Source organism: Azospirillum canadense (assembly GCF_025961225.1).
Taxonomy (GTDB): domain Bacteria; phylum Pseudomonadota; class Alphaproteobacteria; order Azospirillales; family Azospirillaceae; genus Azospirillum; species Azospirillum canadense.
On the sequence record NZ_JAOQNG010000007.1, the window covers coordinates 534,108 to 557,907 of the forward strand.

Sequence of the window (23,800 nt, forward strand, 5' to 3'; positions counted from 1 at the left end):
TTTTCCATCGCTCCGGTCATGGCAGGACCATACGGGGGCCATCTTCGAGCCCGCCGCCCGGCCCGTCAACACGGGGCGGCGGCGCCCGGGGGCGATTGCCCTGCCCCGCCCTGTTGCCTCCCTTATGCGAATAATGGAAGATAATAATCTTATGTCGGCCCGGAAAAGCGACCATGAAACACCATCACCGCCCATGTTTCATAGCGTTTCATTCCGTCGCACGGAACAACGTCATACGGAGTGTTCACACACGTAACAGCCTGTTGATTTCTGGCGGCACGCCTGAGAACATCGGGGCGTTCCACGGAGGGCGGGCGCTGCGCCTTCTCGACACCCTCCGCTGACCGAAATCACCGGCGCCCCGAAGCGGGCGCGCACAGGATCTGGCGATCGGATGCCGACCATGACCGATGAAACGCCGACCGGCGGGCTGCCCGCCGACGGATCGATCTCCCTCCCCTTCGGGCGCTCGCACCTGCGGATCGCCCTGCCCGAGCGCGCGGAACCGCTGGTGATCCGCAAGGCCGTGCTGCCGAAGCTCCCCGACCCGCGGGCGGCGCTCCAGGACGCCTTCGACCACCCCATCGGGGCGACGCCGCTGCGGGAGCTGGTGCAAGGGCGCGGCAGCGCCTGCATCCTCATCTGCGACATCACCCGGCCCGTGCCGAACGGGCTGTTCCTGCGGCCGATGATCGAAACGATGATCGCGGGCGGGATCGATCCGGCCCGGATCACGGTGCTGGTCGCCACCGGCCTCCACCGTCCCAACGAGGGCGAGGAACTGCGCGAGCTGGTCGGCGATCCCTGGGTGCTGGACACCGTGACGGTCGTCAACCACTTCGCGCGCAACGAGGCCGACCATATCGACCTCGGCCCGACTCCGGTACGCGGGACTCCCGTGTCGATCGACCGCCGCTTCGTGGAGGCCGACCTGCGCATCGCGACCGGCCTCGTCGAGCCCCATTTCATGGCCGGCTGGTCGGGTGGCCGCAAGGTGGTGGCGCCCGGCGTCGCCGGCCACGCCACGATCCGCACCTTCCATTCGGCCCGCTTCATGGAGGATCCGCTCGCCGTCCAGTGCAACCTCGTCGGCAACCCCCTGCACGAGGAGCAGCTGGAGATCGTCCGCAAGGTCGGCGAGATCTACGCCCTGAACACGGTGCTGGACGAGGAGCGCGACCTCGTCCACGTCACCTTCGGCGAGATCATCGCCAGCCACCTCGCCGCGGTCGACTTCATCGCGTCCGCCACGCGCGTGGAGGTACCGCAGCGGTTCAAGACGGTGGTCACCACCTCGGCCGGCTACCCGCTCGACAAGACCTACTACCAGACGATCAAGGGCATGGTGACTCCGCTGGACATCCTGGAGCCCGGCGGGACGCTGATCATCGCCTCGGAATGCTCGGAAGGCTTCGGGTCCGAGGAGTTCCGCGACGCGCAACGCCGGCTGGTGGAGTTGGGGCCGCAGCGGTTCCTCGCCACCCTGACCGCCAAGACGCTGGCGGAAATCGACGAGTGGCAGACCGAGATGCAGTTGAAGCCGATGCGCATCGGCACGGTCAAGCTCTACACCACGGGGCTGGACGGCGAGGAGCGCCGGATCACCGGGGTGGAGGTCATCGACTCCATCGAGCAGGCCATCGCCGACAGCATCCACCGCCACCGCGATCCCCGAATCGCCATCATCCCGGAAGGCCCCTACGTCGTTCCCGTGCGCGCGGCTGGCGTGGCGCGCGCATGACCGGCCATCATCGAACGGAGCGGGGCGGAATGGAGACAGGCGGGCGGCACATCCACCTCGACGCTGTCGGCGGCGTCGCGGGGGACATGTTCGTCGCCGCATTGCTCGACGCCTTCCCCGACCTCGCCGACCGCGTCCTGGCGGAGGCCGCGGCCGCCCTGCCCGCCGGCTGCGGCCGCCCCGCCCTCGCGACCGGGCAAAGCAGCGGCGTGCGCGCCCTCCGGTTCGGGTTGGAGGAGTCCCCCCAAGCGACCGGCGATCACCATCATGATCACCACCATCATGATCACGGGCACCACCACGGGGCCGGTACCTTCGTCGACATGCGCCGCCGCATCGCCGCCACGACCACGCCGCGGACCGCCGATCACGCGATCGGGATCCTCACCATCCTGGCGGAAGCGGAGTCCCGCATCCACGACGTCCCGGTCGAGGCCGTCCACTTCCACGAGATCGCCGACTGGGACTCGCTGATGGACGTGGTCGCCGCCGGCAGCCTGATCGCGGCGCTTGAGGAGCGCTTCAGCCCCCTGTCCTGGAGCGTGTCCGAGTTGCCGACCGGCGGCGGTCTGGTGCGGACCCAGCACGGCCTGCTGCCCGTCCCGGCGCCGGCGACGGCCGACATCCTCGCGGGTTTCCACTGGCGCGACGACGGAATCGCGGGGGAGCGGGTGACGCCCACGGGCGCCGCCATTCTCCGGCACCTGCGCGCCGATGGCGAACGCATCGCCGGACGCCTCGCCGCCAGCGGCACCGGGGCCGGAACGCGGACACTCCCCGGCATGCCCAACATCCTGCGGGCGCTGGTGTTCGAGCGCGCGGCCGACAAAGATGACGCCGTGACGGAGCACGTGGCCGTCCTCAGCTTCGACATCGACGACATGACTGGGGAGGAAATCGCCGCGGCAGCCGACCGCCTGCGCAGCACCGACGGGGTGTTCGACCTCATCCTGGTTACCGGAACCGGGAAGAAGGGCCGGCCGATGCATGGATTCCGCCTCCTGCTGCGGCCGGACGCGCTGGACCGCGTCGCGGACCTGTGCTTCCTGGAAAGCTCCACCATCGGCCTGCGCTGGCGCTTCGAACGGCGCAAAATCCTGCCGCGCCGCATCCTCGACGTCGAGCGGCAGGACACGACTCTGCGCGTCAAGGAGGTCGCGCGGCCTGGTGACGTCGTGACGCGGAAGGCCGAGAACGACGACCTGTCCGGCCGGCCGCTCGCCGCGCGGCGGGACCTGCAACGGGCCGCGGAAGACCCTGCGGAAGGGGACAAGCGCAATGAACGCTGACGCCATCGAACAACGGCTGCTCGGCGCCCTCGACCGGCACGCCGCGATCGCCGTCGCCGTCAGCGGCGGCGTCGACAGCATGACGCTGGCGGCCATCGCGCACCGGCGCCGGCCCGGGGCGGTGACGATGATCCACGCCGTCTCCCCGGCGGTTCCGAAGGCGGCGACGGACCGTGTCCGCTCCCGCGCCGAGCGCGACGGATGGGCGCTGACCGTCACCGGAGCGGGCGAGTTCGAGGACGCGCGGTACCGCGCCAACCCGGTCGACCGCTGCTATTTCTGCAAGGCGAACCTCTACGACCGCATCCGCGGACTGACGCCCGCCGACGGCGTGATCGCCTCGGGCGCCAATCTGGACGATCTCGACGACTACCGGCCGGGCCTGCGCGCCGCGGCGGAGCGGAACGTCGTCCATCCCTTCGTCGAGGCCGGCATCACCAAGGCCGAGGTGCGCGCTCTGGCGCGGCGACACGGGCTGGACGACGTGGCGGAACTGCCCGCCCAGCCCTGCCTGTCCAGCCGCGTCGAGACCGGGATCGCCATTTCAGCCGACGACCTGGCCTTCGTCGAGCGTGCGGAAGCAGCGCTGGCCAGTCTTCTTTCGCCTGGCTCGACCCTGCGTTGCCGGGTCACGCAGGCCGGCATCGTCGTCGAACTCGACGACCCCGACCACCCCGTTGCCGCTGCCATGACCGCATCGCTGTGCGCCGACGCCGGCCGCGCCTTCGCCGGCCTGCGCCGCTACCGTCGCGGCGCCGCCTTCCTTGGCCGGTGACGCGATGTCCGGTGAAGAACGCAGCTTTCGCCTGGATTGGGCGCGGCAGGCCCGCACCGGCTTCCCGGAAGCCGTCTTCTGCGCCGGCAAGAGCATCCCGCACATCGCCGCCATACTCGCCGAGGCGGCGGAGCGGAACCGCCCCCTGCTGCTGACCCGCCTGTCGCCGGCGCAGCACGACGCCCTGCCCGCCGAGGCGCGCCGTTCCCTCGATTACGACGCGCCGTCCGGCACCGCCATCGCCGGGCCGGCCCCGGCCCCCGCAGCCCTGCGCCCCGGCATCGGCATCGTCGCGGCCGGAACGTCCGATTGGGCCGTCGCGCGGGAAGCGGCCCGCAGCTTGGCCTTCTGCGGATACGCGGCGCCGATCGTCGCCGACGTCGGCGTGGCCGGCCTCTGGCGCCTGATGGAGCGGATGGAGGAGATCGCCAGGTTCCGGGTGGTCATCGCGGTTGCCGGCATGGAAGGCGCACTGTTCAGCGTCCTCGCCGGCCTGGTCACCGCGCCGGTGATCGCCGTGCCGACCTCCGTCGGCTACGGCGTCGCCTCCGGCGGCATCGTCGCGTTGCATGCGGCCTTGGGCGGCTGCGCGCCGGGCGTCGTGACGGTCAACATCGACAATGGCTTCGGAGCCGCGGCGGCGGCCGTCAAGATGCTGCGGTCCGGCGCGGAACCGCCTCCCTGACGCCGACGGCCCTTCAGCGGAGGGCGGGCCTGACCGCACATGGCAGCGCCCTCCCCTTCCTTGCCGGCCGCTCAGTGACCGTTCGGGACGAAGACGCGCAGGCGGTTGCCGTCCGGGTCCAGGGCGACGAAGGTGAAGCCGAAGTCCATGGCCGTGGGCTCCTGGGCGATGGGCAGGCCGCGGGCGGCCCAGTCGGCGTGGGTGGCGCGCACCGCGTCGACGTCGGGCACGATGAAGGCGATCTCGCCGGAGCCGGTCGGGGCGGCGGCCGTGGGCGCCACGGTGTGGCGCGCCCACAGGCCGAGCATCAGGCCGGACTCCATGGCGAACATGGCGAAGGTCGGCGACGCCTCGACCGGCGGGCGGCCCAGCAGTTCGGTGTAGAAAGCGACGCTGGCGGTCGGGTTGGCGACGTAGAGCAGGACGAAATCGACGTTCAGCATGGGATTGTTCCTTTGGGCTGGCCGGTGGTTCGTTTCGGTGGGGCGCCTGTCGTCGTCCCCGCCCGGTGAAACCGACCATAGCCGCCCATGCTGACAATTTCTGTCAGCAGTCAATCGCCGAGGCTGTCCTCATCCGGAACTGGCAGGAAGCCTTGTCATCGCCGCATCCGGGTCACCGGCTCGCCTTCGTCGGAGATGAAGATCGCCAGGAACTTGGCAGGCTCGGTGGCGCTGGCGTTTTCGCTGACCAGATGTCCGGCGCGGGGTTTCTCGATGAACACCTGCCCGGCGCGATACGTCGCGGCCGCGGGCTCCCCCTCGATCTGCGAGCGAATGGCCCCGTCCAGCACATAGACCACCGTCGTGCCCGGATGGTCATGAACGGCGGTCGCGGCTCCGGGAGCGTAGGTCAGCAGGACGGCGCTCATGACCTTGCCCGGCGCGTCGGGCAAGGGGATCGAAAACAACGGCGACCGTGTGGTTCCGCCGCGCTGCGCGTCGGCCGGCACCGGGTCGTGGGCGTGTCCGGCTTCGATCAGGCCGGCGCTGGCGACGAGCACGGCCAACAGCGGAGCGGCGACCGCCTTTCGGGAGACGATGGTCATCGGGTCAGTCCTTCTTGGCGCGATTGGCGCCGGGAACGAGGCGGAAGCCCACTCCGATGCGGTTCCAGGCGTTGATCATGGCAACGGCGATGGTCAGGTCGGCCAGTTCCTTGTCGTCGAACCGGGCGCGGACGGCGTCGAACACCGCGTCCGGCACATGGTCCGGCCCCAGCCGGGTCAGCGCTTCCGCCCAGGCGAGCGCCGCCTGTTCGCGCGGGGTGAAGAACGGGGTTTCCCGCCAAGCGTTGAGCGCATACAGCCGCTGCTCGGTTTCACCCGCCGCCCTTGCGTCGCGGCAGTGCAGGTCGATGCAGTAGGCGCAGCCGTTGATCTGCGACACCCTGACCTTGATGAGTTCGCGCAACGACGCTTCCAGCCCACAGGCGTCGAGGTAGGCCTCGACCCCCAGCAGAGCCGCGCGTCCTTCGGGGGCCGCCTTGCCGTAGTTCAGTCTCGGTTGCACTCCTGGTCCTCCTTCCGGTTCCGCCGGCCGGTGTAGCGTCGCAATGGCCTTGGCTGGAGACCCAGTTTTTGAAAAACTGAGCAGGCCATTTTTCCGGGAGCCCGCGATGGTCCACGACCATCCCCTTACCGATGTCCTTGCCGGGCTCGACCGCACCGCCGAAGAGCCGCTGTTCCGGCAGCTCTTCGGCCGCCTTCGCGGGGCCATTTTGTCGGGTCGGCTGGCGCCCGGCTGCCGGTTCCCATCGTCACGGGGCTTGGCGGCGCAGTTGTCGCTGTCGCGCGCCACGGTGCAGACCGCCTATGACCTGCTGGCCAGCGAAGGCATGATCGTCGGCCGGGCCGGCGCCGGCACCACCGTGGCGCCGGCCATGGGGCTTGGAACGGCGGCCGACTTTCCATCGCCGGTGCCGCAGCCGAGCCTGCGCGGCGGCCACGGGACGGCGGTGCCGCTGTTCCAGCCCGGCCTGCCGGCGCTGGATGCGTTTCCCCGCAAGCTGTGGTCCCGTCTGGTGTCCCGCCGGGTCCGGTCCCTGGCCGAATCCGCCCTGGGCCATCTGCCCCCCGAAGGCTTCGGCCCCCTACGCGAGGAGATCGCCACCTACCTGCGGATCGCCCGCGGCGTCACCTGCGATCCGGAACAGGTGTTCGTCACCTCCGGATTCCGGGGGGCGCTCGCTCTGATCGCCCGCGCCTTGCCAGTCGCCGGCCGACCGGTGTGGGTGGAGGATCCCGGCTTCCCGCAAACCCGCACCGCGCTGGAATGCTGCGGCGCCCTGCCCGTTCCGGTTCCGGTGGATGCCCACGGCCTGGATGTGGCGGCGGCGCGGCGCTCCTGCCCCGACGCCGCCATGGCGGTGCTCACCCCCGCCCACCAGTTCCCCCGCGGATGCCCGCTATCGCTCGAACGGCGCTGGGAGCTGCTGGCCTGGGCGGCGCGGGACGCTTGGATCATCGAGGACGATTACGACAGCGAGTACCGTTACGGTGGACCGCCGTTGCCAGCGCTGGCCGGCCTGGACCGCGGCGGGCGGGTGCTCTATGTGGGCACCTTCAGCAAAGTCCTGTTTCCCGCCTTGCGGCTGGGGTACCTGGTGGTACCCCGCCCGGAATTGGCCCGATTCCGACAGGTGCGCACGCTGCTGGAGGGGCACCCGCCCCCACTGGACCAGATGGCCTTGGCTGATTTCCTGGCGCAGGGCCACTTTTCCCGCCACATTCAGCGGATGCGCCGGCTCTACCGGCAGCGCCGCGACGCCCTCGCCGCAGCCCTGGAACGGCACATGGCATCGTTCGCGAGCATCGAGGTCCCGGCCGGCGGCCTTCACCTGATCCTGCGATTCCGCGACGGCCGGGACGACCGCGTCGCCGCCGGCCGGCTCGGCGCATGCGGTCTGGCGGGGGCTCCCCTATCGGCATGCTTTCTCAAGGCCCGGCCAGAAAGCGGGCTCATTCTGGGATTCGCCAACCTGCCCACCCAGCGGGCCGAGGAGTCGGCGCGACAACTTCGCCGGGCGCTGGAGGATGACGAGTGTGCGCGGCGGGCGTGAGCCTCCTGCGGGAGCGCCTGCACACGACGGCGGAACCGCGCCCTGAAGACCTCCTGGGCCAAGGGATCGGCTTCGGCGTGGCGGGGACGCGGCGCTTGGCGGGTGAGCCCGAGCCGGCCCGCTGTGCTGACGACATATGCTGACGACATCCGGCCCCCGGTCCCGATCAAGCACCGTTCCCTGAACGAAGAGCGGAGGCGGCCCACCCTCCGTGCAACACGCTGTCCGCAGCGATCGCCGGGCGTGCGGCTGTCGTGAAGCCCTCGGCGTAGATGTGCTGGACGCTCGCCCCGCGATCGAGGAAGGCCCGTTTGGCCTCCGCGATCATCGCGGGCGAGCCGCAGAGATAGATCGCGTGCTCCGACAGGTCGTCGAAGTCCGCAGCCACGGCGTCCTGGACGTAGCCACGCCGGCCGCGCCAAAGCGGACCACCCCGCGACAGGACCGGGACGTAGCGGAACTCCGCGAATGCGGCTTCCCAGGACCGAAGCTCCGCGTCCAAATACAGGTCCGCTTCGGTCCGCATGCCCCAGTAAAGATCGACCGGCGGCGCGTCCGGGTCGTCCTTCAGCGCGTCCAGGATGGCGCGGACCGGCGCGATGCCGGTGCCGGTCGCGACCATCAGCAGAGGTCGGTAGTCCGCCTCCCGATAGACGAAGCTGCCGAGCGGCAGATCCACCTCCAGCCGGTCGCCGGGCTTCAGTCGGGGCAGCAGACCGTCGGTGAAGCGTCCGCCCGGCAAACGCCGCACATGCACGTCCAGCACCCCGCGCGCCGGAGCTGAGGCCATGGAGAAGCTGCGCGGTTCCCCATCCTCCAACCGGATGTTCAGGTACTGGCCGGCCCAGTAGCCGAAAGGAACGCCGTCGAGAAGGGCGAGCGTCAGGCGGGTAACGCCGTCGCAGGCGGACTCGACGGCGGTCACGGTGGCCGCGTGGCGCCGCGGCTCCGGCAAGTCGTCGGCGACGCTCGGCACCGCAATGACGAGGTCGCCGGCGGGCACACCCTGGCAAGCGAGCGCGTAGCCTTCCGCCTCTTCCTCCGGCGTCAGGCCAAAGGGGAACTCGTCGTAGGTGACCGCCCCGTCGAGCAGCCGGATCCGGCAGGTGCCGCAGCCGCCCGCCTGACAGTCATGCGGCAGCCGGACACCCGCCCGCTCGGCCGCCGCCAGCAGCGTTTCCCCCGGTTCGGCGCTGAAGCTTTCCCCCGCTGCGGGGATCGCGATCCGATAGGCCATGGCGGCTCCCCTACTTCTTGATGTCGGCATGGACGAGGACGTCGATTTCCTCCGGCGCCAGCAGGTCGCGAAGCGCGTTCAGCGCCGCCAGCCCGCAGGCGGTGTCCTGCTCCCCGTTGCCGCCGCTGAGGCCGACGCCGCCGATCACGGCACCGTTGACCACCACCGGGAAGCCGCCGACGAACACCGCGAACCGCCCCTCGAAGCTCCACTGGATGCCGAATGCCTCGTTTCCGGGCAGCGCCGGGCCGTTGGGCGCTTGGTTGAACAGGTGGGTGGACCGCTTGTGGCCGGCAGCCGTGAAGGCCTTGTTCCAGGCGATCTGCGGGCCGGTGATGCGCGCGCCGTCCATCCGCTCCAGCGCGATGGGATAGCCGCCGTCGTCCACCACGCAGACCGATTCCAAAACGCCGATGGTCTCGGCCTCCCTGATGGCCGCGGCGATCATCACGCGCGCCTCGCGCAGTTCCAGCTTCAGAACACTTTTCATCGTCTCGTCTCCTCGGTCCATGGGGCCAAGCGCTGGGCTCAGCAGCCGCGGTAGACCGTCTTGGTCTGGGTGTAGAAGTCGAGCCCGGTGCGCCCGGACTCCCGGAAGGTGGAGGTGCTGGACCGCTTCAGCCCGCCGAAGGGCGCGTTGATCAAGTTGCCCGTGGTGGTGCGGTTGATCTTCACCGTGCCCGCCTGGATGTCGCGGGCGAAGGCGTGCATCAGGCGGGGATCGCGCGTGGCGATGGCGGCCGCCAGGCCGTAGTCCGTGTCATTCGCCTTGGCGATGGCGTCGGCGTAGCCGTCCACGGCGATGATCGCCAGCACCGGGCCGAAGATCTCCTCCCGCGCGATGCGCATGTCCTGCGTCACGTCGGTGAAGACCGCTGGCGTCACGTAGTAGCCGCGATCGTACTCGTCGCCCGACAGGCAGTCCCCGCCGTAAAGATGCGTGGCTTCCCGCTTGCCCTGCGCGACGTAGGACAGCACGGTGTCCAGCTGGCCGGCGGTGGCGAGCGGGCCGAGGTCAACGCCCGGCGTCAGCCCGTTGCCGATTTTCAGCGCCCGCACCTTCTCCAGCAGCCTGTCCGTGAAGGCGTCCCGCACCGACGCCATCACCAGGATGCGACTGGTGCCGGTGCAGGCCTGGCCGCTCAGCGACAGGCCGCCCTTGACGGCGAGGTCCGCGGCCTTGTCCAGGTCGGCGTCCTCCATGACGATCAGGGGGTTCTTGCCGCCCAACTCCATCTGCGTGCGCGTCGTGAAGGGGACGGCGCGGTGGATGTGCTCCCCGGCCCGGGTCGATCCGGTGAAGGACACGGCACGGACGACGGCCGGCTCCGTGATCGCGGCGCCGATGGCGCCGGCGCTGCCGGTGATGAAGTTCAGCACCCCCTTCGGCAGGCCCGCGGCGGCCAGCGCCTCCGCCAAGCGGAAGCCGCTGAGCGGCGCGTCGGAAGACGGCTTGAACACCACCGTGTTGCCGGTGATCAGCGCCGGCGCGATCTTCCGCGCGGGAATAGAGATGGGGAAGTTCCAGGGCGTGATGACCGTGCAGACGCCCAGCGGCTCCCGCACCGTGAACACGTCCATGTCCGGGTCGTCGTTCACGAAGGTCTCGCCGGTCAGCGACTGCCCTTCCACCGCGTAGAAGCGCAGCGTCTGGGCGGAGCGCAGCACCTCGTCGCGGCTCTGCGGCAGGGGCTTGCCCTCTTCCCGCGTCAGCTCCTCGGCGAAGCGGCCGGCGTTGGCCTCCAGGTGATCCGCCGCGCGGGTGAGGATCCGGGCGCGGGTGGTGATCGGCGTGCGCCGCCAACCCTCGAAGGCTGCTGCGGCGGCGGCAACGGCCCGCTCTGCGTCCTCCTTCGAAGAAGCCTGAAATTGGCCGACCACGTCGGTGGTGTCGGCCGGGTTGATGTCGGCGAACAGGTCGCCGGTGCTGGACCGCACCCAGGCGCCGTCGATCAGGTTGGCGAACACGCCGTCTGCGCACGGACTCGTCGCATCGGTCATGGTAGTTTCCTCGCGATGTAGGGGGTCCGTCACCAGGAGACGCTGACGTCGCCCAGCAGGAAGGTCTGGCAGGCAAGGCGCCGGCCCTCGGCCAGCTCCGCCTCGGTCAGGTGCTTGCGTTCCTTCGCCTTCACGGCGTCGGTGTTCTCGATGCCCTGCTCGATCCGGCATTTGCAGGTGCCGCACAGGCCGCCGCCGCATTTGAAGGGAATGCCGCCCTTCTCGCGCAGGGACACGCGCAGCAGGTTGCTGTTCTCCGGCGCGGTTGCGACCTTGCCGTCGTTGCCGAGGAAGGTGACGCGGATCATGGCGCCGCCCCATTCGGCTCCAGCCGCAACAGCGTGGTGTCCATGCGCCCGAATGCCGTCAGGCTTTTCAAGGCGCCGCGCGCGCGCTCCACCGTGTCGAACCGCTCCAGAAGCTTGGACGGGACGACGTTCACGCACGCGGGCGGTGTCTCGTCCACAATGGTGACCTTGGTGTCGTGCAGCAGTTCCGCGATGACGAAGCGCGCCTTCGGGGTGCCGCAGAACAGATAGTCGTAGCGTTCGACCGGCCGCAGGCCGGGGCCGGATTCCGTCCGGAACTGGCCCGGCTTGCTCGTCAGGATGACGTACATGAAGGGCTCCCTCAGGCGGCCGCGCCAGACCGTTCAGCGCCGGGCTGTTCGGTCTGTGATTCACTGTCCTGGGCCAGCTCGATGTCGTGGCTGACCCACAGCTGGCAGGCCAGTCGGTAGCCTTGCGCCAGCCGGTCGCCGAGCTGCCGCTTCTCCTTCCAGTTGGGGTCGGGCAGATGCTCCCCGCCCGCGATCACGCGGCAGGCGCAGGCGCCGCACTTCCCCATGCCGCAGCTGTAGCGCAGATGCGGGAAGGGAAATTTCCGGATGCCGGCGCGCACCACGAGGTTGGTTCGCTCCTGCACCTCGTCGCGGTGGGTCTGCCCGTCCTTGTGAAAGATCACCATCGGCATGTTCGGCACCGTTTGCGGAAAAAGGGGCGGCGCCGGGGCGCCGCGCGTGGGGTCAGGCGGCGAGGCCGAGGTCGTGAAGCGGCAGTTCCCGCGCGACGTAGTCGTTGTAGAGCGCGGTCGTGTAGAGCAGCCGCATCTGCGCGCCGATCTCGCAAATCTTCAGGCAACGCCGCTGAAGCTCCGGCGTGGTGGCGTGCTCCAGCACGATCTGGTAGCCGCGTTCCCCGTGGATTTCGTCGGAGACGATGTGGAGGTCGAAGAACTCCACCTCCTCGTCCGTGAAGCCGTAGGTCGCGCGCAGGGTCGGCGTCTGCTTGCGATAGATGGACGGCACCTGCGATTCCAGCCCGACGACGAGGCCGGCGACGGCGACGATCGGGTCTTCCCGCATGGCGACGGCGTAGCACCAGCTTTGCAGGCCGCGGGTGGTCGGGGACATGTTGTCGGGATCCACCACGCGCTTCCGCGTCGTGCCGCAGGCCTCCGCGAAGCGGATCAGCAGGTCGGTGTGGCGGTCGCCGCCGATTTCCTCCTCATACATGTTGGCGAGCAGGAAATCCTTGGCTTCCGTGAAGTGGTCGGGCATCCGCGCGTAGATGGAGGCCAAGTAGTCGGCGAACGGGCCGACATAGTGGTAGTGATTTTCGGCCCAGCGCGCCAGATGCGCGCGCGTCAGCTTGCCGGACGCCCAGGCGATGCTGAAGGGAGACTGGTTGGCGCTCTTGCCCTGGATGGCCTTTTCCAGCGCCGCGCGGAACTCGCTCTGGTTCATCAACTCGGTCATGTCATCCTCTGCGTCGGGGGAGATGTGCGTCGGGGAGATCGCATCAGGGAGATTGCGGACGGCCAAGCCGTGGAACGGGGGCGTCCGGGGTGGGGCCGGCGGTCCGATGGAGGACCGCTGCGGGCCGTGTCGCTCCTAATCTGTATACAGTCTACGACTGCTGTCAACATGATTTGTGGCCCAACAATCATTCCGCAAGCTCGCAATCCCAGAAAATCGCCTTTTTGGGCTAGGTGCCGGCACTCCAGATGGGTGGATCGGCAGGATGGACCGGCAAAGAATCCACGCGGCCGCTTGACACCACGCGCAGACTGTATACAGTTTTATAGGCCAGCCAATCAGGACCCGATCATGAGCGACGAACACCGCAAAGCCGTGCCCTCCCCCCGCCCGGTCCCAAGCCTGGGCCAGGCGCACAGCTCGCTGCGGGAGATGATCATGGACGCGCTGCGGCAGGGCATCCTGTCCGGCGACTTCAAACCGGGGGAACGGCTGGTGGAGGATCGGCTTGCGGCCGATTTCGGCGTGTCCCGCAACCCGGTGCGCGAGGCCATCCGCGCCCTGGAAACCGAGGGGATGATCGAGGTGATCCCGCGCAAGGGCGCCTTCGTCGCCGCCCTGTCGGAGGAGGAGCTGGCCGAGCTGGTCGAGGTCCGTGCCGCCATCGAAGCCCTGAGCGCCAAGCTCGCCGCCCGCCGCCTGTCGGAGGCCCAGCGCACCGCCGTACTCGAGATCCTGGACCGCGGCGAACGCGCCATCGCGGCAAAGGACGAGGGCGAACTGCGCGCGCTGAACGACTGGTTCCACGGATTCCTGGCCGACGCCGGCCGCAACCGCTTCCTGGCCGAATTCATGCGCATTCTGCGCCACCGCACCCACTGGATGTACGTCAGCTCCATGTCCTGGCGCACCAAGGAGGCTTGGCGGGAGCACGCCGGCATCCTGCGGGCGATCATCGACGGCGACGGGGAGTTGGCCTCGGTCCTGGCGAACCGGCACGTGGTGACCGCCGGCAGCGCCTTCCAGCAGAGCCGCGTGCCCGACCCGGACGCCGGCGCGCCCCTCACCATCAAAGAGAAGGCCGGCAAGAAGACCGGCAAGACCACGACCGCGGATCAAAGCAGCGAACCGCGACCGCGCCGTTTCCGCGCCTCCATCCGCAGCAAGGTCGGCGCCGACGCCCCATAGCGCATCCAAAACAGGGCCGCGCCGGCGCAAGCGACCGGCCGCCGCCTGAGGAGATGTCATGACGCAGAACAGCGCCCTCGCCCCCCGGTCCGCCTGGGGGGAACGGGGGGCCGTGGCTTCAGGCCACCCCCTGGCGAGTTGGACCGCCTTCGACATTTTGAGCCGCGGCGGCCACGCCGTGGATGCCGCCATCGCCGCCGACGCGGTGCTGGGCGTCTGCGAGCCGATGGCCACGGGCATCGGCGGCGACGCTCTGGCGCTGGTGATCGCGCCGGACGGGACGGTCACCGGCTTCAACGGCACCGGCCGCTCGCCGCGCGGGCTGACGGCCGAAACCCTGGAGCGGGCGACCGGCTCCGCCCGCGTGCCGTTGCGCGGGCCGTGGTCGGTGACGGTGCCCGGCGCGGTGGGCGCCTGGGCCGCGCTGCACGAACGCTTCGGGCGCCTGCCCTTCCGTGACCTTGTGGCGCCGGCGGCGGCGCTGGCGCGCGACGGCTTTCCGGTCGGCCCGATCGTCGCCCGCGAATGGCGCCGCTTCGCCGACGTGCTGCGCGCGGATGCGGAGGCCATGCGGGTCTTCCGGCCGGACCGGCCGCCAGGGCCGGGGGAGCGCTTCGCCAACCCGGACCTCGCCGCGACGCTGGACCTCATCGCCCGGGACGGGGCGGAAGAATTCTACCGTTGGCTCGCCGACCGCGCGCCGGCGGCAGTGCAGGCCGCGGGCGGCGTGCTGGACCGCACGGACATCCTGGCGCATACCGGCGTTCAAGGGGGCTTCTTCTGCGAACCCCTGCGCCGCCGCCACGGCGCGCTGGAGGTGATCGAGCTGCCGCCCAACACGCACGGCGTCGCCGTGCTCGACGCCTTGGAAGCGCTTGGCCCCGATCCCGTGGACCATGACGAAGCCGCCGGGCTGGTGCGGATGGTCGAGGCCGTGGACGACGCGCTGACGAAAGCCCGCGCCACCGTCTGCGATGCGGGGAACACGGTCGCGACGGCGGTGGTCGACGCGCAGGGCTGGTGCTGCATCCTGATGTCCAGCGTCTTCAAGCGCTTCGGCTCCGGCCTCGCCGTGCCGGGCGGCGGCTTCGTCCTGCAGAACCGGGCGCACGGATTCGCGGAGCCCGGCCATCCCAACGGCGTGGCGCCTGGCCGCCGGCCCTACCACACGGTTATTCCCGGCGCAGCGCTTCGCGACGGGCTGCCCTTCGCGGTCTTCGGCTTGGTTGGTGGCAACATGCAGCCGCAGGGTCACGTGCAGATGGTCAGCCGCATGGCCCGTGGCGCCACCGACCCGCAAGCGATCCTGGACGCCCCGCGCTTCCGCGTGCAGGAACCGAAGGTGGTTGCGGTCGAGGAGGGGATCGCCCCGGCGATGCGCGACGCGCTCGCCGCGGCCGGCTACGCGGTCAGCGTCGGCAACGCCGATTTCGGCGGCGGGCAGCTGATCCAGCGCTGCGGCGCGGGCTGGGCAGCCGGATCCGACCGGCGCAAGGACGGAATCGCGCTCGCCTTCTGATGCGCGACTAGCAAGATCGTTAGTGCACCATAAAATTCGCTTGACCTACATATGAATTGTATACAGTATGGAGTTCAGGGGCGGCGGGATCCGATCCAGGCCGTTGCCGCCCTTCCCAGGACGATCATAGAGCCCAGTTCGTTCGACAGACCAGACCCCGCGCCGGCATTGCCGGGACGCGCCGGGCGGTGAACAGCACATCCCCCGCAGAACGCACGCGGCCAGAACGCAAGCGACCGTGTCGATCCGACCCGCCGCACCAGAGGCTACACACGACCCATGGCCGCCGAGCGTTCCGATGCGCCATTATGATTTGTCCTCAAACGATCTTCGGGAACCGACATGGCCCTGTCCCCTTCCTCCGCGCTCCGCTTCCAGCTCGTCTGGGCCGCCGCCCGACTGATCGGCGACGGAGCGGTGACGAGCGTCGATCTGGTGGAGGCCTGTCGCGCGGCGGTCCGGGAGACGAACGGCACGATCAACGCGCTGGTGCTGTCCGACTTCGAGCGCGCCCGCACCGTGGCGGAGGAACGGGACCGCGAACGGCGCGCGGGGCGCATCCGCGGGCCGCTGCACGGCATCCCCTTCACCATCAAGGAATCCTTCGACGTGGCCGGCTGGCCCACGACCTGCGGCAACCCGGCCTTCCGGGACAACGTCGCCCGGCGCGACGCCACGGTGGTGCGCCGCCTGGCGGAGGCCGGGGCGGTGCTGCTGGGCAAGACTAACGTGCCGCTGCACCTGCGGGACTGGCAGAGCTACAACGCGGTCTACGGCACCACGCGCAATCCGCGGGATCCGCAGCGCACCCCCGGCGGATCGTCCGGCGGCAGCGCCGCGGCGGTCTGCGCCGGCATGTCCTTCTTCGACGTGGGCTCCGACATCGGCTCTTCCCTGCGCAATCCGGCGCATTACTGCGGCGTCTTCTCGCACAAGAGCAGCCACGGGCTGGTTTCGATGCTTGGCCACGGCACCGACGGCGGGACGGAGGTGCCGGACATCAACGTCGCCGGCCCGGTGGCGCGCTCCGCGCGCGACCTCGCCCTGGTGCTGGACGCCATCGCCGGTCCGGACGGGGCGGAGGCGGCGGTCTACAGGCTGGATCTGCCCGACTGCCCTCATGAGCGGCTGACCGATTTCCGTGTCGCCGTCCTGCCGACCCACCCCTTCGCGGAGGTGGACGACGCCGTCTCCGCGCCCATCGAGGCGCTTGGCCGCTGGCTGGAGCGCGAAGGCGTGGCCGTGTCCTGGCACGCCCGCCCGGCCATAGACGCGGCGGCCCTGTGGCGCACCTACGTCCTGCTGCTGCGCGCCGCGACGTCCGTCCACATGCCCGACGCGGTTTTCGAAGAGACGCAGCGGTTCGCCGCGGAGCAGGCGCCGGACGACCTATCCTATGGGGCGCTCCAGCACGTCGGCGCCGCCCTGCCCCACCGCGAATGGCTGCGGCTGCAGGGCCTGCGCCGCGACTTCATGGCGGCCTGGGACGCCTTCTTCGCCGACGTCGACGTGCTGCTCTGCCCCGCCGCGGCGACCACCGCCTTCCCCTTGAACGAGGAGGGGGAGCCCTGGCGGCGTTTCCTGACCGTCAACGGCCGCCCACAGCCGCTGACGACCCAGCTGTTCTGGGCCGGCCATTCCGGCCTGTGTCATCTGCCCTCCACCGTCGCGCCCATCGGGCTCAGCCGGGAGGGTCTGCCGGTCGGCGTTCAGATCGTCGCACCGCGCCATCACGACCGCCGGTCATTGCGGTTCGCCCAACGGCTCGAAGAAGCCGGATACGCCTTCGTGCCGCCGGAACCCCTCCGGCCGCCCGTTGCGCCCAATGTCATCGAGTGAGGCCTTCGCCACCGCCTGAAAAAACCCCACGTTCATCGGAGGGATGAATGCTCGACTGGTTCCGCACGCTGACCTCGCAGGAAAGGAAAGCCTTCTATGGCGCCTTTCTGGGACACGCGGTCGATGTTTTCGACTTCATGATCTATTCCTTCCTGATCTCCACCCTGATCGCGCTGTGGGGCATGGACAAAACGATGGCCGGGTCCATCGTCACCTACACGCTGCTCGCGTCCCTGGTGGGCGCCATCGGGGCCGGCGTGCTGGCCGACCGCTACGGCCGCGTGCGTGTGCTGCGCTGGACCATCGTGCTGTTCGCCGTCGCCTGCTTCCTGTGCGGGCTGGCCAATTCGCCGGAACAGCTGATGCTGTTCCGCATGCTGCAGGGCCTGGGCTTCGGCGGCGAATCCTCCCTCTGCATGGTGCTGGTGACGGAGATGATCCGGAACCCGGCCCACCGCGGAAAATATTCGGGCTTCACGGCCAGCAGCTATTCCTTCGGCTGGGGGGCCGCGGCCATCGCCTATGGCGTCGTCTTCTCGCTGTTCCCGGCGGAGACGGCGTGGCGCGCCTGCTTCTTCCTGGGCATTCTGCCGGCGCTGGTCGTCATCTATCTGCGCCGCAACATCCAGGAGCCGGAGGTCTTCACCCAGGCCCGCGCCGCGCGGGCTGCGGGCGGACAGGCAGGCGGCGCCTTCAGCGGGCTCGGCCGGGTTTGCGCCCCGCCGCTGCTCGGCAAGACAATCCTGTGCAGCCTGCTGTCGGGCGGCATGCTGGGCGGCTACTACGCGCTGGCGACCTGGCTGCCGACCTACCTGAAAACCGAACGCGGCCTGTCGGTCTTCGGCACCAGCTCCTACCTCGCCGTCATGATCCTGGGCTCGCTGGTCGGCTACATGGTGGGCGCCTACGCGGCCGACCGGATCGGCCGGCGTTGGACCTACATCCTGTTCGCCGCCTGCGCCTTCGTCATGGCGCTGGTCTATATGATCATCCCCGTGTCCAACACATCGATGCTGTTCCTGGGCTTCCCGCTGGGCGTCGCGATGCAGGGCATGTTCTCCGGCATCGGGGCGACCATCTCCGAATCCTACCCGAACAGCGTGCGGGCGACGGGCTACGCCGTCTCCTACAACGTCGGGCGGGTCATCGGCTCCTTCTTCCCGCTGGCGGTGGGCACGGTCAGTTCCGGACACCTGTCGCTCGGCCTGTCGATCGCTGTGGTGGCCGGGGCCGGCTATGTGCTGGTGACCATCGCCGCCCTTCTGTTGCCGGAGACCAAGGGGCTGGATCTCCGCGAATTGACCGACACGGAGAGCGACACCGTCGTTGCCATGCCGGCCGCCGCGGTTGCCCGCGACCGCTGACCAAACCAAGAGTCCGAGTACAAAAATCGCGTGACGGCAGCACGGCCGTCACGCGATCCTCATTGGATTTTCTTACGCCCGGCCCGCTCTCAATGGGCTGTCGACAATTCGGCGCTCGCGGCCGGCCTTTTCTGCGTGCGGATGGTGCCCACCGCCAGCGCGGCGATCAGCAGCGGGACGGCGATGGCGATGTAATAACCGGGCACGCCCCCCTGCTGAAGGCACCAGCCGCCAATCGCGGATCCGATGATCGAGCCGACCCGCCCCATGCCGATGGCCCAACCGGTCCCCGTTGCACGAAGGCTCGTCGGATACACGGTCGCGATCAGATAATTCAGGGCAATCTGCTGGCCGCCGACGCCGAACCCGGTGGCGCCGACCAGCACGAACGTGAGCGTCCAGTTGTCGCTCACCGTGGCGAGCGCAAGGCACACCGCGATGCCGCACGCAAACATGCCGAACAGAACGCGGCGGACGTCCAGCCGCGCAAGCATCATGGACAGCGGAATGGCACAGGCGATGAAGACGCCGTTGACGGTGACCGTGCCATAGGCTGCCTTTTCGGTCGCCAGCCCTGCGGTGATCAGCACCGTCGGCAGCCACAGCAGCAGCATGTACCAAGCGATCCAGTTGAAAAAGTAGGTTGCCCAGATCGCCAGCGTGCGCGTCCGCCATTCCGGGGCAAACAGGGCCGACACCGGCGACGTCTCGATCCGTTGCGGCACGGCGTACACCGTGGTCTCCGCCACCGGCCGCCCGATGATCCGCGCAAGCAGCCCGTGAATCCGCTCGCGGTGGCGGTCCTGGTCACGCGCCACGAGGAACTGCGGCGATTCCGGAAGAAGGGCCAACGCCACGAGCAGCAGCGCCAAAGGCGCGGCGCCGCCGGCGATGAAGATGCCTTCCCACCCGATGACCGGCAGCCAGGACGAGGCAAGCAGCCCGCCGAGCATGGCTCCGGCCGGCAGTCCCAGCAGGATGCCCGTCATGACCGTGCCGCGGCGGTAACCCGGGCTGTATTCGGCCACCAGCGACAGCAGCACCGGGGTCATGCCGCCCATCCCGAGTCCAGCGAGGAAACGCAAGGCCATGATGTGCTCGGGCGTCGTCGCAAAGCCGGTCGCCAGGGAGGCGATGCCGAACAGGAACAGGGCGCCGAGAATAGCGGGGCGCCGTCCCCACCGGTCACCGACCGGACCAAGTGACATGGCACCAACCATCATGCCAATCGTGCCGGCCATGAGGATGCCCGCAAGCCCGCCCTTCGGCGCAAGCCCGAACGCCTTCGCGATGGCCGGCCCCGTGTAGGCGATCGCCTGCGTGTCGAATCCGTCGAGCAGCGCGCACAGAAAGCACAAGGCAAAGATCCGCCATTGGAAACTGCCAATGGGCACCGCGTCGATGTACGCCTGCAGGTTTTTTCGTTCTGCCGTCATTTCGCAGTTCCAACCCTCTTCATGTGTGTTTTTTGCGGCCGGACGAACCACGACGGATTGGCGATGTCGGCTCTGCCCAGGGGGACATCGCATTCCGGCCAAAGATGGTCAGCCGATGCTGCCGCCCGCGACGAAGCAGGTCTGTCCGGTGATGTACGACGCCTCGTCCGAAGCGAAGAAGCAGATCGCCGCGGCGACTTCGTCCTGCGTCCCCAGGCGCCCCATCATCGTATCGCGCAGAACCTGCTCGTACGTCTCCTTGCCCCAGAGCGTCTCCTGCTCGCTCAGCGGCTTGGGGTTGCGCGGGATGACGCGCTCGCCGTTGTCGATCGCGCCGGGCGACACGGCGTTCACCCGGATGCCCTTGTCGGCCAGTTCCATGGCCATGCAGGTCGTCATGGCGTGCACGCCGCCCTTCGCCGCGGAATAGGGCACACGGTGAATGCCCCGGGTGGCGTTGCTTCCGACGTTCACGATGCTGCCGCTGCCCTGCGCGATCATGGCCGGGATCACCGCGCGGCAGGACCACAGCGTCGGCCACAGGGAGCGGTTGATCTCCTTGACCATCTCCGCTTCCTGATACTCCCAGAAGGGCTTCATCCAGATCGTGCCGCCGACGTTGTGCACCGAGATGTCGATGCGGCCGAACGCCTCCATGGCCGCCGCCACCATCGTCTCGGCCCCGGCGTAAGTCTCCAGGTCGGCGGTCACCGCCAGCGCCGACGCGCCCTCCGCCGCAAGGTCGTTCGCCACCTCGTGGACGCGTTCGGAACGGTCCACCAGCACCAGCCGTCCGCCCTCCCGCGCCGCGGTCGCCGCCACCGCCCGGCCGATGCCTTGGGCGGCGCCGGTGACGATCATGACCTTGCCCTCAAACCGATGGCGCCCGCTCATCGCTGGCTCCCCTCGCTCGGCGCGAATTTTTCGTAGTGGAAGTTCACGGGGGTGACGCCCTGGTCGCGGAAGTGGACGCGCACCGCCTCGACCATCGCCGGCGGGCCGCAGAGATAGACGTCCACGTCGCCGGCGTTCAGGTGCCCGGCGTCCAGATGATGCGTGACGTAGCCTTTGCGGGCGTGGCTGCTGCCTTCATCCGCAACGCAGGTCGCGAAGGTGAAGTCCGGGATGCGTTCCGCATAGGCCCGCAGCGTCTCCATCTCCACGAGGTCGCTGTCATGCGTGACGCCGTAGACGAGGTGGACGGGGTGGCCCGCCCCGCCTTCCTCCGCGAGGCGGCCGAGCATGGACAGGAAGGGCGCTAGCCCCGTTCCGCCGGCCAGCATCAGCACCGGCCGCCTGACATCCCGCAGGTAGAAGCTGCCGAGCGGCCCGGTGATCGTCATCCGGTCGCCCGGCTTCGCACGATCGCTCAGATAGCCGCTCATCAGCCCGTTCGGCACGTTGCGGATCAGGAAGGTCGCCAGCTCCGCGCCGGGTTTGGAACTGAAGGAGTAGGACCGCGTCTCGCTCGTGCCCGGAACCTGGATGTTGACGTACTGTCCCGGCAAGAAGGAGAGGCGCGCGGCACCGTCCACCACGAGCGCCAGGCTGATGGTGCTGTCGGACAAGGGCCGCACCCAGGCGACCTCCGCGTCCACGTCCATCGCCTTCGTCTTGCACAGATCCGAGGAGGCGGCGATGCGCAGGACGAGATCGGACTCCGGGCGCGTCTGGCAGGTCAGGCAGTAGCCTTCGGCCGCCTCCGCGTCGGTCAGCGCGTCCTCGATGTAGGAACCGCCGTCGTAGCGGCCGGCTTCGCAAAAGCTCTTGCAGGTGCCGCAGGCGCCGTCGCGGCAGTCGAGCGGAATGTTGATGCCCTGGCGGTAGGCGGCGTCGGCCACCGTCTCGCCCGGATTGGACTCGATGAAGCGGGTCAGCCCGTCTTCGAAGCTCAGCGCGATGTGAAAGCTCATGGATCATCTCCCCGACCGCGGCCGGTCCGAAGACGGCGGGTCAGATGCGGCCAACCAGGGTTGGCCAGTCAGATGTGATTGATTCAGATATGATAGATGTCGATGACGTGGTGGATGTAGTCGTTCTTCAGCACCACCGTCTTTTCCTTGATCAGCGGCGTCTCGCCCGAAACATCCAGCGTGTAGTAGGACGTGCCGAAATAGGTGTCGGTCGTTTTGTAGCGGAAGCTCAGCGTGACCCAGTTGAAACGCAGCTTGGCAATGCCGTCCCGCTGTTCGAGGATTTCCAGGTTGCTGATGTTGTGGGAGGTGCGCGGCTCCGGCAGGCTGGTGGCGCTCGACCGTTCGGTCTTGATGCGGAACACCCGGTCTTCCAGGCCGCCGCGGTTCGCGTAGTAGATCAGCGAAATCTCGCGCTGCGGGTCGGTGGTGAGGGTGCCGTCGTCGTCCCAGGCCGGCATCCAGAAGACAGCGTCCGGCGCGTAGAGCTGCAACCAGTCTTCCCAGCGCTTGTCGTCGAGCAGGCGGGCCTCGCGGTGGAGGAAGGCCTGGAGCGTCTCAAAGGAAATGCCCATGACATCCTCCCTCAGGCCGGTGTCTTCGCGTCCGCGGCGACGGCGCGGCGCATGGTGTCCAGCCAATATTGATGCTGCACGACGAACAGGCCCTCGTCCTCGGTGCGCACGCCGCTCATCAACGGGGTCAGGTCGATGGCCTTGGCGGCCTCGTCGGCACCCTCGACCCAGTGGTTCGCCCCGCGCGACAGGTCGTTCCAGGCGGCGGCCCCGCCCATGTAGCCGATCTGGCAGGACCGGAACTCCTCCAGGTCATCGGGCGTCGCCATGCCGCTGGCGTTGAAGAAGTCCTCGTACTGGCGGATGCGGCGCGCGCGCGCCTCCGCGCTCTCGTTCTTCGGGGCGATGCAGTAGATGGTGACCTCGGTCTTGTCGACCGCGATCGGGCGGTAGGTGCGGATCTGCGAGCTGAACTGGTCCATCAGATAGACGTTCGGGTAGAGGCACAGGTTACGCGAATTGCCGATCATCCAGTCGGCACGCGCCGGACCGTACTGCGCCACCAGTTCGTCCCGCCGCTCGTGAAGCGGCCGGTCCTCTGGGTTGGCCCAGCGGCTCCACAGCAGCAAATGGCCGTTCTCGAAGGAGTAGAAGCCGCCGCCCTGCTTGGCCCAGTTGCCGGCGTCCATGGCGCGCACCGCGTCGCCGGTCGCGGCGGTCTTGCGATGGTTGGTGGTGGCCGCGTAGTTCCAGTGCACGGCGGTGACGTGATAGCCGTCGGCGCCATTCTCCGTCTGGAGCTTCCAGTTGCCGTCGTAGATGTAGGAGGAGGAGCCGCGCAGCGCCTCCAGCCCGTCCGGGGACTGGTCCACGATCATGTCGATGACCTTGGCCGCCTCGCCCAAATGTTCCGCCAGGGAAGGCACGTCCGGGTTCAGGCTGCCGAACAGGAAGCCGCGGTAGGATTCAAACCGGGCGACCTTGGTGAGGTTGTGCGAACCGTCGCAGTTGAAGCCGCCCGGGTAGCCGGCGCTGTCCGGATCCTTGACCTTCAGCAGCTTGCCGGAGTTGTTGAAGGTCCAGCCGTGGAAGGGACAGGTGTAGGTCGCCTTGTTGCCGCGCTTATGCCGGCACAGCATCGCGCCGCGGTGGCTGCAGGCGTTGATGAAGGCGTTCAGCGCACCGTCCTTGTTGCGGGCAATGACGATCGGCTGCCGCCCCATATGGGTCGTGAAGTAGTCGTTTTTGTTCGGGATCTGGCTTTCATGGGCGAGGTAGATCCAGTTCCCCTCGAAGATGTGCTTCATCTCCAGTTCGAACAGCGCCGGGTCGGTAAAGATGTCGCGCCGGCAGCGGTACAGCCCCTGTTCCTTGTCCTCCACGACCGCCCCGTCGAGCCGTTCCTTGAGATCGGTGGCCATGACGTATTCCTCCAGGTTTTACGGCGGGGCCACCTCCCCAAACGGCCGGTGGCCACGCGCC

Annotated in this window: 24 protein-coding genes; 9 read left to right on the plus strand and 15 right to left on the minus strand. The window is 68.9% G+C overall.

Annotated elements, in window-relative coordinates; translation table 11 throughout:
• Positions 1 to 403: 403 nt before the first annotated feature.
• From larA to larB, 4 genes are read left to right on the plus strand one after another with little or no spacing between them, the layout of a single operon-like run.
• Entirely contained in the window at positions 404 to 1,741 is a 1,338-nt protein-coding gene (gene larA / locus M2351_RS30110; protein WP_264659711.1) for a nickel-dependent lactate racemase, read from the plus strand.
• A gap of 29 nt (positions 1,742 to 1,770) precedes the next feature.
• On the plus strand, positions 1,771 to 3,030 hold the full coding sequence (locus M2351_RS30115) for a LarC family nickel insertion protein (protein WP_264659712.1): 1,260 nt from the start codon (positions 1,771 to 1,773) through the stop codon (positions 3,028 to 3,030).
• On the plus strand, positions 3,020 to 3,805 hold the full coding sequence (locus M2351_RS30120; RefSeq protein ID WP_264659713.1) for an adenine nucleotide alpha-hydrolase family protein: 786 nt from the start codon (positions 3,020 to 3,022) through the stop codon (positions 3,803 to 3,805). Before M2351_RS30115 ends, M2351_RS30120 begins: the two co-directional genes overlap by 11 nt.
• Before the next feature lie 4 nt (positions 3,806 to 3,809).
• The gene (gene larB / locus M2351_RS30125; RefSeq protein ID WP_264659714.1) at positions 3,810 to 4,490 is read left to right on the plus strand and encodes a nickel pincer cofactor biosynthesis protein LarB; all 681 of its coding nucleotides are present in this window, start codon (positions 3,810 to 3,812) and stop codon (positions 4,488 to 4,490) included.
• A gap of 71 nt (positions 4,491 to 4,561) precedes the next feature.
• Here the strand turns inward: larB and M2351_RS30130 are convergent, their stop codons facing one another.
• The 3 genes from M2351_RS30130 to M2351_RS30140 form a co-directional block, all read right to left on the minus strand.
• The gene (locus tag M2351_RS30130) at positions 4,562 to 4,933 is read right to left on the minus strand and encodes a VOC family protein (RefSeq protein WP_264659715.1); all 372 of its coding nucleotides are present in this window, start codon (positions 4,931 to 4,933) and stop codon (positions 4,562 to 4,564) included.
• A 155-nt stretch (positions 4,934 to 5,088) separates the two neighbouring features.
• A complete protein-coding gene (locus tag M2351_RS30135; protein WP_264659716.1) occupies positions 5,089 to 5,538 on the minus strand; it encodes a cupin domain-containing protein in 450 nt (149 codons plus the stop codon).
• 4 nt (positions 5,539 to 5,542) lie between these two features.
• Positions 5,543 to 6,001 (minus strand): carboxymuconolactone decarboxylase family protein, encoded by a 459-nt coding sequence (locus M2351_RS30140; protein WP_264659717.1) that lies wholly within the window; start codon positions 5,999 to 6,001, stop codon positions 5,543 to 5,545.
• A gap of 106 nt (positions 6,002 to 6,107) precedes the next feature.
• Here M2351_RS30140 and pdxR point away from each other — a divergent pair, with 106 nt between their 5' ends.
• Positions 6,108 to 7,550, plus strand: coding sequence for a MocR-like pyridoxine biosynthesis transcription factor PdxR (gene pdxR, locus M2351_RS30145; RefSeq protein WP_264659718.1), 1,443 nt, complete (start codon positions 6,108 to 6,110; stop codon positions 7,548 to 7,550).
• A 166-nt stretch (positions 7,551 to 7,716) separates the two neighbouring features.
• Here the strand turns inward: pdxR and M2351_RS30150 are convergent, their stop codons facing one another.
• From M2351_RS30150 to M2351_RS30180, 7 genes are read right to left on the minus strand one after another with little or no spacing between them, the layout of a single operon-like run.
• Positions 7,717 to 8,787 carry a 2Fe-2S iron-sulfur cluster-binding protein gene (locus tag M2351_RS30150; protein ID WP_264659719.1) on the minus strand — a complete coding sequence of 357 codons (1,071 nt, stop codon included), beginning with the start codon at positions 8,785 to 8,787 and terminating at the stop codon, positions 7,717 to 7,719.
• A 10-nt stretch (positions 8,788 to 8,797) separates the two neighbouring features.
• Positions 8,798 to 9,277: a GlcG/HbpS family heme-binding protein gene (locus M2351_RS30155; protein ID WP_264659720.1), complete on the minus strand. Its 480-nt coding sequence runs from the start codon at positions 9,275 to 9,277 to the stop codon at positions 8,798 to 8,800.
• Positions 9,278 to 9,315: 38 nt separating this feature from the next.
• Positions 9,316 to 10,788 carry an aldehyde dehydrogenase family protein gene (locus M2351_RS30160; protein ID WP_264659721.1) on the minus strand — a complete coding sequence of 491 codons (1,473 nt, stop codon included), beginning with the start codon at positions 10,786 to 10,788 and terminating at the stop codon, positions 9,316 to 9,318.
• Positions 10,789 to 10,817: 29 nt separating this feature from the next.
• A complete protein-coding gene (locus M2351_RS30165) occupies positions 10,818 to 11,096 on the minus strand; it encodes a 2Fe-2S iron-sulfur cluster binding domain-containing protein (RefSeq protein WP_264659722.1) in 279 nt (92 codons plus the stop codon).
• A complete protein-coding gene (locus M2351_RS30170; protein WP_264659723.1) occupies positions 11,093 to 11,407 on the minus strand; it encodes a ferredoxin in 315 nt (104 codons plus the stop codon). The genes M2351_RS30165 and M2351_RS30170 overlap by 4 nt, the downstream gene beginning before the upstream one ends.
• Positions 11,408 to 11,418: 11 nt before the next feature.
• Complete coding sequence (locus M2351_RS30175) at positions 11,419 to 11,760, minus strand: (2Fe-2S)-binding protein (protein ID WP_264659724.1); 342 nt, start codon at positions 11,758 to 11,760, stop codon at positions 11,419 to 11,421.
• A 52-nt stretch (positions 11,761 to 11,812) separates the two neighbouring features.
• Positions 11,813 to 12,544, minus strand: coding sequence for a TenA family transcriptional regulator (locus M2351_RS30180; RefSeq protein ID WP_264659725.1), 732 nt, complete (start codon positions 12,542 to 12,544; stop codon positions 11,813 to 11,815).
• A 351-nt stretch (positions 12,545 to 12,895) separates the two neighbouring features.
• Between M2351_RS30180 and M2351_RS30185 the strand changes: the two genes are divergently transcribed.
• From M2351_RS30185 to M2351_RS30200, 4 genes are all read left to right on the plus strand, one after another.
• On the plus strand, positions 12,896 to 13,732 hold the full coding sequence (locus tag M2351_RS30185; RefSeq protein WP_264659726.1) for a GntR family transcriptional regulator: 837 nt from the start codon (positions 12,896 to 12,898) through the stop codon (positions 13,730 to 13,732).
• Between the two features lie 58 nt (positions 13,733 to 13,790).
• Positions 13,791 to 15,251, plus strand: a complete 1,461-nt coding sequence (locus tag M2351_RS30190) for a gamma-glutamyltransferase family protein (protein WP_264659727.1) — start codon at positions 13,791 to 13,793, stop codon at positions 15,249 to 15,251.
• A gap of 342 nt (positions 15,252 to 15,593) precedes the next feature.
• Positions 15,594 to 17,090: an amidase gene (locus M2351_RS30195; protein WP_264659728.1), complete on the plus strand. Its 1,497-nt coding sequence runs from the start codon at positions 15,594 to 15,596 to the stop codon at positions 17,088 to 17,090.
• Between the two features lie 47 nt (positions 17,091 to 17,137).
• Positions 17,138 to 18,454 carry an MFS transporter gene (locus M2351_RS30200; protein ID WP_264659729.1) on the plus strand — a complete coding sequence of 439 codons (1,317 nt, stop codon included), beginning with the start codon at positions 17,138 to 17,140 and terminating at the stop codon, positions 18,452 to 18,454.
• Positions 18,455 to 18,543: 89 nt separating this feature from the next.
• Here M2351_RS30200 and M2351_RS30205 read toward each other — a convergent pair whose 3' ends face one another.
• From M2351_RS30205 to benA, 5 genes are all read right to left on the minus strand, one after another.
• Entirely contained in the window at positions 18,544 to 19,890 is a 1,347-nt protein-coding gene (locus M2351_RS30205; RefSeq protein ID WP_264659730.1) for an MFS transporter, read from the minus strand.
• Between the two features lie 108 nt (positions 19,891 to 19,998).
• The gene (locus M2351_RS30210; protein WP_264659731.1) at positions 19,999 to 20,784 is read right to left on the minus strand and encodes a 1,6-dihydroxycyclohexa-2,4-diene-1-carboxylate dehydrogenase; all 786 of its coding nucleotides are present in this window, start codon (positions 20,782 to 20,784) and stop codon (positions 19,999 to 20,001) included.
• Positions 20,781 to 21,803, minus strand: a complete 1,023-nt coding sequence (benC, locus tag M2351_RS30215) for a benzoate 1,2-dioxygenase electron transfer component BenC (RefSeq protein WP_264659732.1) — start codon at positions 21,801 to 21,803, stop codon at positions 20,781 to 20,783. Before benC ends, M2351_RS30210 begins: the two co-directional genes overlap by 4 nt.
• Before the next feature lie 83 nt (positions 21,804 to 21,886).
• A complete protein-coding gene (gene benB / locus M2351_RS30220; protein ID WP_264659733.1) occupies positions 21,887 to 22,378 on the minus strand; it encodes a benzoate 1,2-dioxygenase small subunit in 492 nt (163 codons plus the stop codon).
• 11 nt (positions 22,379 to 22,389) lie between these two features.
• Positions 22,390 to 23,739, minus strand: coding sequence for a benzoate 1,2-dioxygenase large subunit (benA, locus tag M2351_RS30225; protein ID WP_264659734.1), 1,350 nt, complete (start codon positions 23,737 to 23,739; stop codon positions 22,390 to 22,392).
• Positions 23,740 to 23,800 lie beyond the last annotated feature (61 nt).

Bases quoted from the DNA above. Each gene is read 5' to 3' on its own strand.
- larA (WP_264659711.1), top strand. From the start codon at position 404: ATGACCGATGAAACGCCGACCGGCGGGCTGCCCGCCGACGGATCGATC.
- M2351_RS30115 (WP_264659712.1), top strand. From the start codon at position 1,771: ATGGAGACAGGCGGGCGGCACATCCACCTCGACGCTGTCGGCGGCGTC.
- M2351_RS30120 (WP_264659713.1), top strand. From the start codon at position 3,020: ATGAACGCTGACGCCATCGAACAACGGCTGCTCGGCGCCCTCGACCGG.
- larB (WP_264659714.1), top strand. From the start codon at position 3,810: ATGTCCGGTGAAGAACGCAGCTTTCGCCTGGATTGGGCGCGGCAGGCC.
- M2351_RS30130 (WP_264659715.1), bottom strand. From the start codon at position 4,933: ATGCTGAACGTCGATTTCGTCCTGCTCTACGTCGCCAACCCGACCGCC.
- M2351_RS30135 (WP_264659716.1), bottom strand. From the start codon at position 5,538: ATGACCATCGTCTCCCGAAAGGCGGTCGCCGCTCCGCTGTTGGCCGTG.
- pdxR (WP_264659718.1), top strand. From the start codon at position 6,108: ATGGTCCACGACCATCCCCTTACCGATGTCCTTGCCGGGCTCGACCGC.
- M2351_RS30150 (WP_264659719.1), bottom strand. From the start codon at position 8,787: ATGGCCTATCGGATCGCGATCCCCGCAGCGGGGGAAAGCTTCAGCGCC.
- M2351_RS30155 (WP_264659720.1), bottom strand. From the start codon at position 9,277: ATGAAAAGTGTTCTGAAGCTGGAACTGCGCGAGGCGCGCGTGATGATC.
- M2351_RS30160 (WP_264659721.1), bottom strand. From the start codon at position 10,788: ATGACCGATGCGACGAGTCCGTGCGCAGACGGCGTGTTCGCCAACCTG.
- M2351_RS30165 (WP_264659722.1), bottom strand. From the start codon at position 11,096: ATGATCCGCGTCACCTTCCTCGGCAACGACGGCAAGGTCGCAACCGCG.
- M2351_RS30170 (WP_264659723.1), bottom strand. From the start codon at position 11,407: ATGTACGTCATCCTGACGAGCAAGCCGGGCCAGTTCCGGACGGAATCC.
- M2351_RS30175 (WP_264659724.1), bottom strand. From the start codon at position 11,760: ATGCCGATGGTGATCTTTCACAAGGACGGGCAGACCCACCGCGACGAG.
- M2351_RS30180 (WP_264659725.1), bottom strand. From the start codon at position 12,544: ATGACCGAGTTGATGAACCAGAGCGAGTTCCGCGCGGCGCTGGAAAAG.
- M2351_RS30185 (WP_264659726.1), top strand. From the start codon at position 12,896: ATGAGCGACGAACACCGCAAAGCCGTGCCCTCCCCCCGCCCGGTCCCA.
- M2351_RS30190 (WP_264659727.1), top strand. From the start codon at position 13,791: ATGACGCAGAACAGCGCCCTCGCCCCCCGGTCCGCCTGGGGGGAACGG.
- M2351_RS30195 (WP_264659728.1), top strand. From the start codon at position 15,594: ATGGCCCTGTCCCCTTCCTCCGCGCTCCGCTTCCAGCTCGTCTGGGCC.
- M2351_RS30200 (WP_264659729.1), top strand. From the start codon at position 17,138: ATGCTCGACTGGTTCCGCACGCTGACCTCGCAGGAAAGGAAAGCCTTC.
- M2351_RS30205 (WP_264659730.1), bottom strand. From the start codon at position 19,890: ATGACGGCAGAACGAAAAAACCTGCAGGCGTACATCGACGCGGTGCCC.
- M2351_RS30210 (WP_264659731.1), bottom strand. From the start codon at position 20,784: ATGAGCGGGCGCCATCGGTTTGAGGGCAAGGTCATGATCGTCACCGGC.
- benC (WP_264659732.1), bottom strand. From the start codon at position 21,803: ATGAGCTTTCACATCGCGCTGAGCTTCGAAGACGGGCTGACCCGCTTC.
- benB (WP_264659733.1), bottom strand. From the start codon at position 22,378: ATGGGCATTTCCTTTGAGACGCTCCAGGCCTTCCTCCACCGCGAGGCC.
- benA (WP_264659734.1), bottom strand. From the start codon at position 23,739: ATGGCCACCGATCTCAAGGAACGGCTCGACGGGGCGGTCGTGGAGGAC.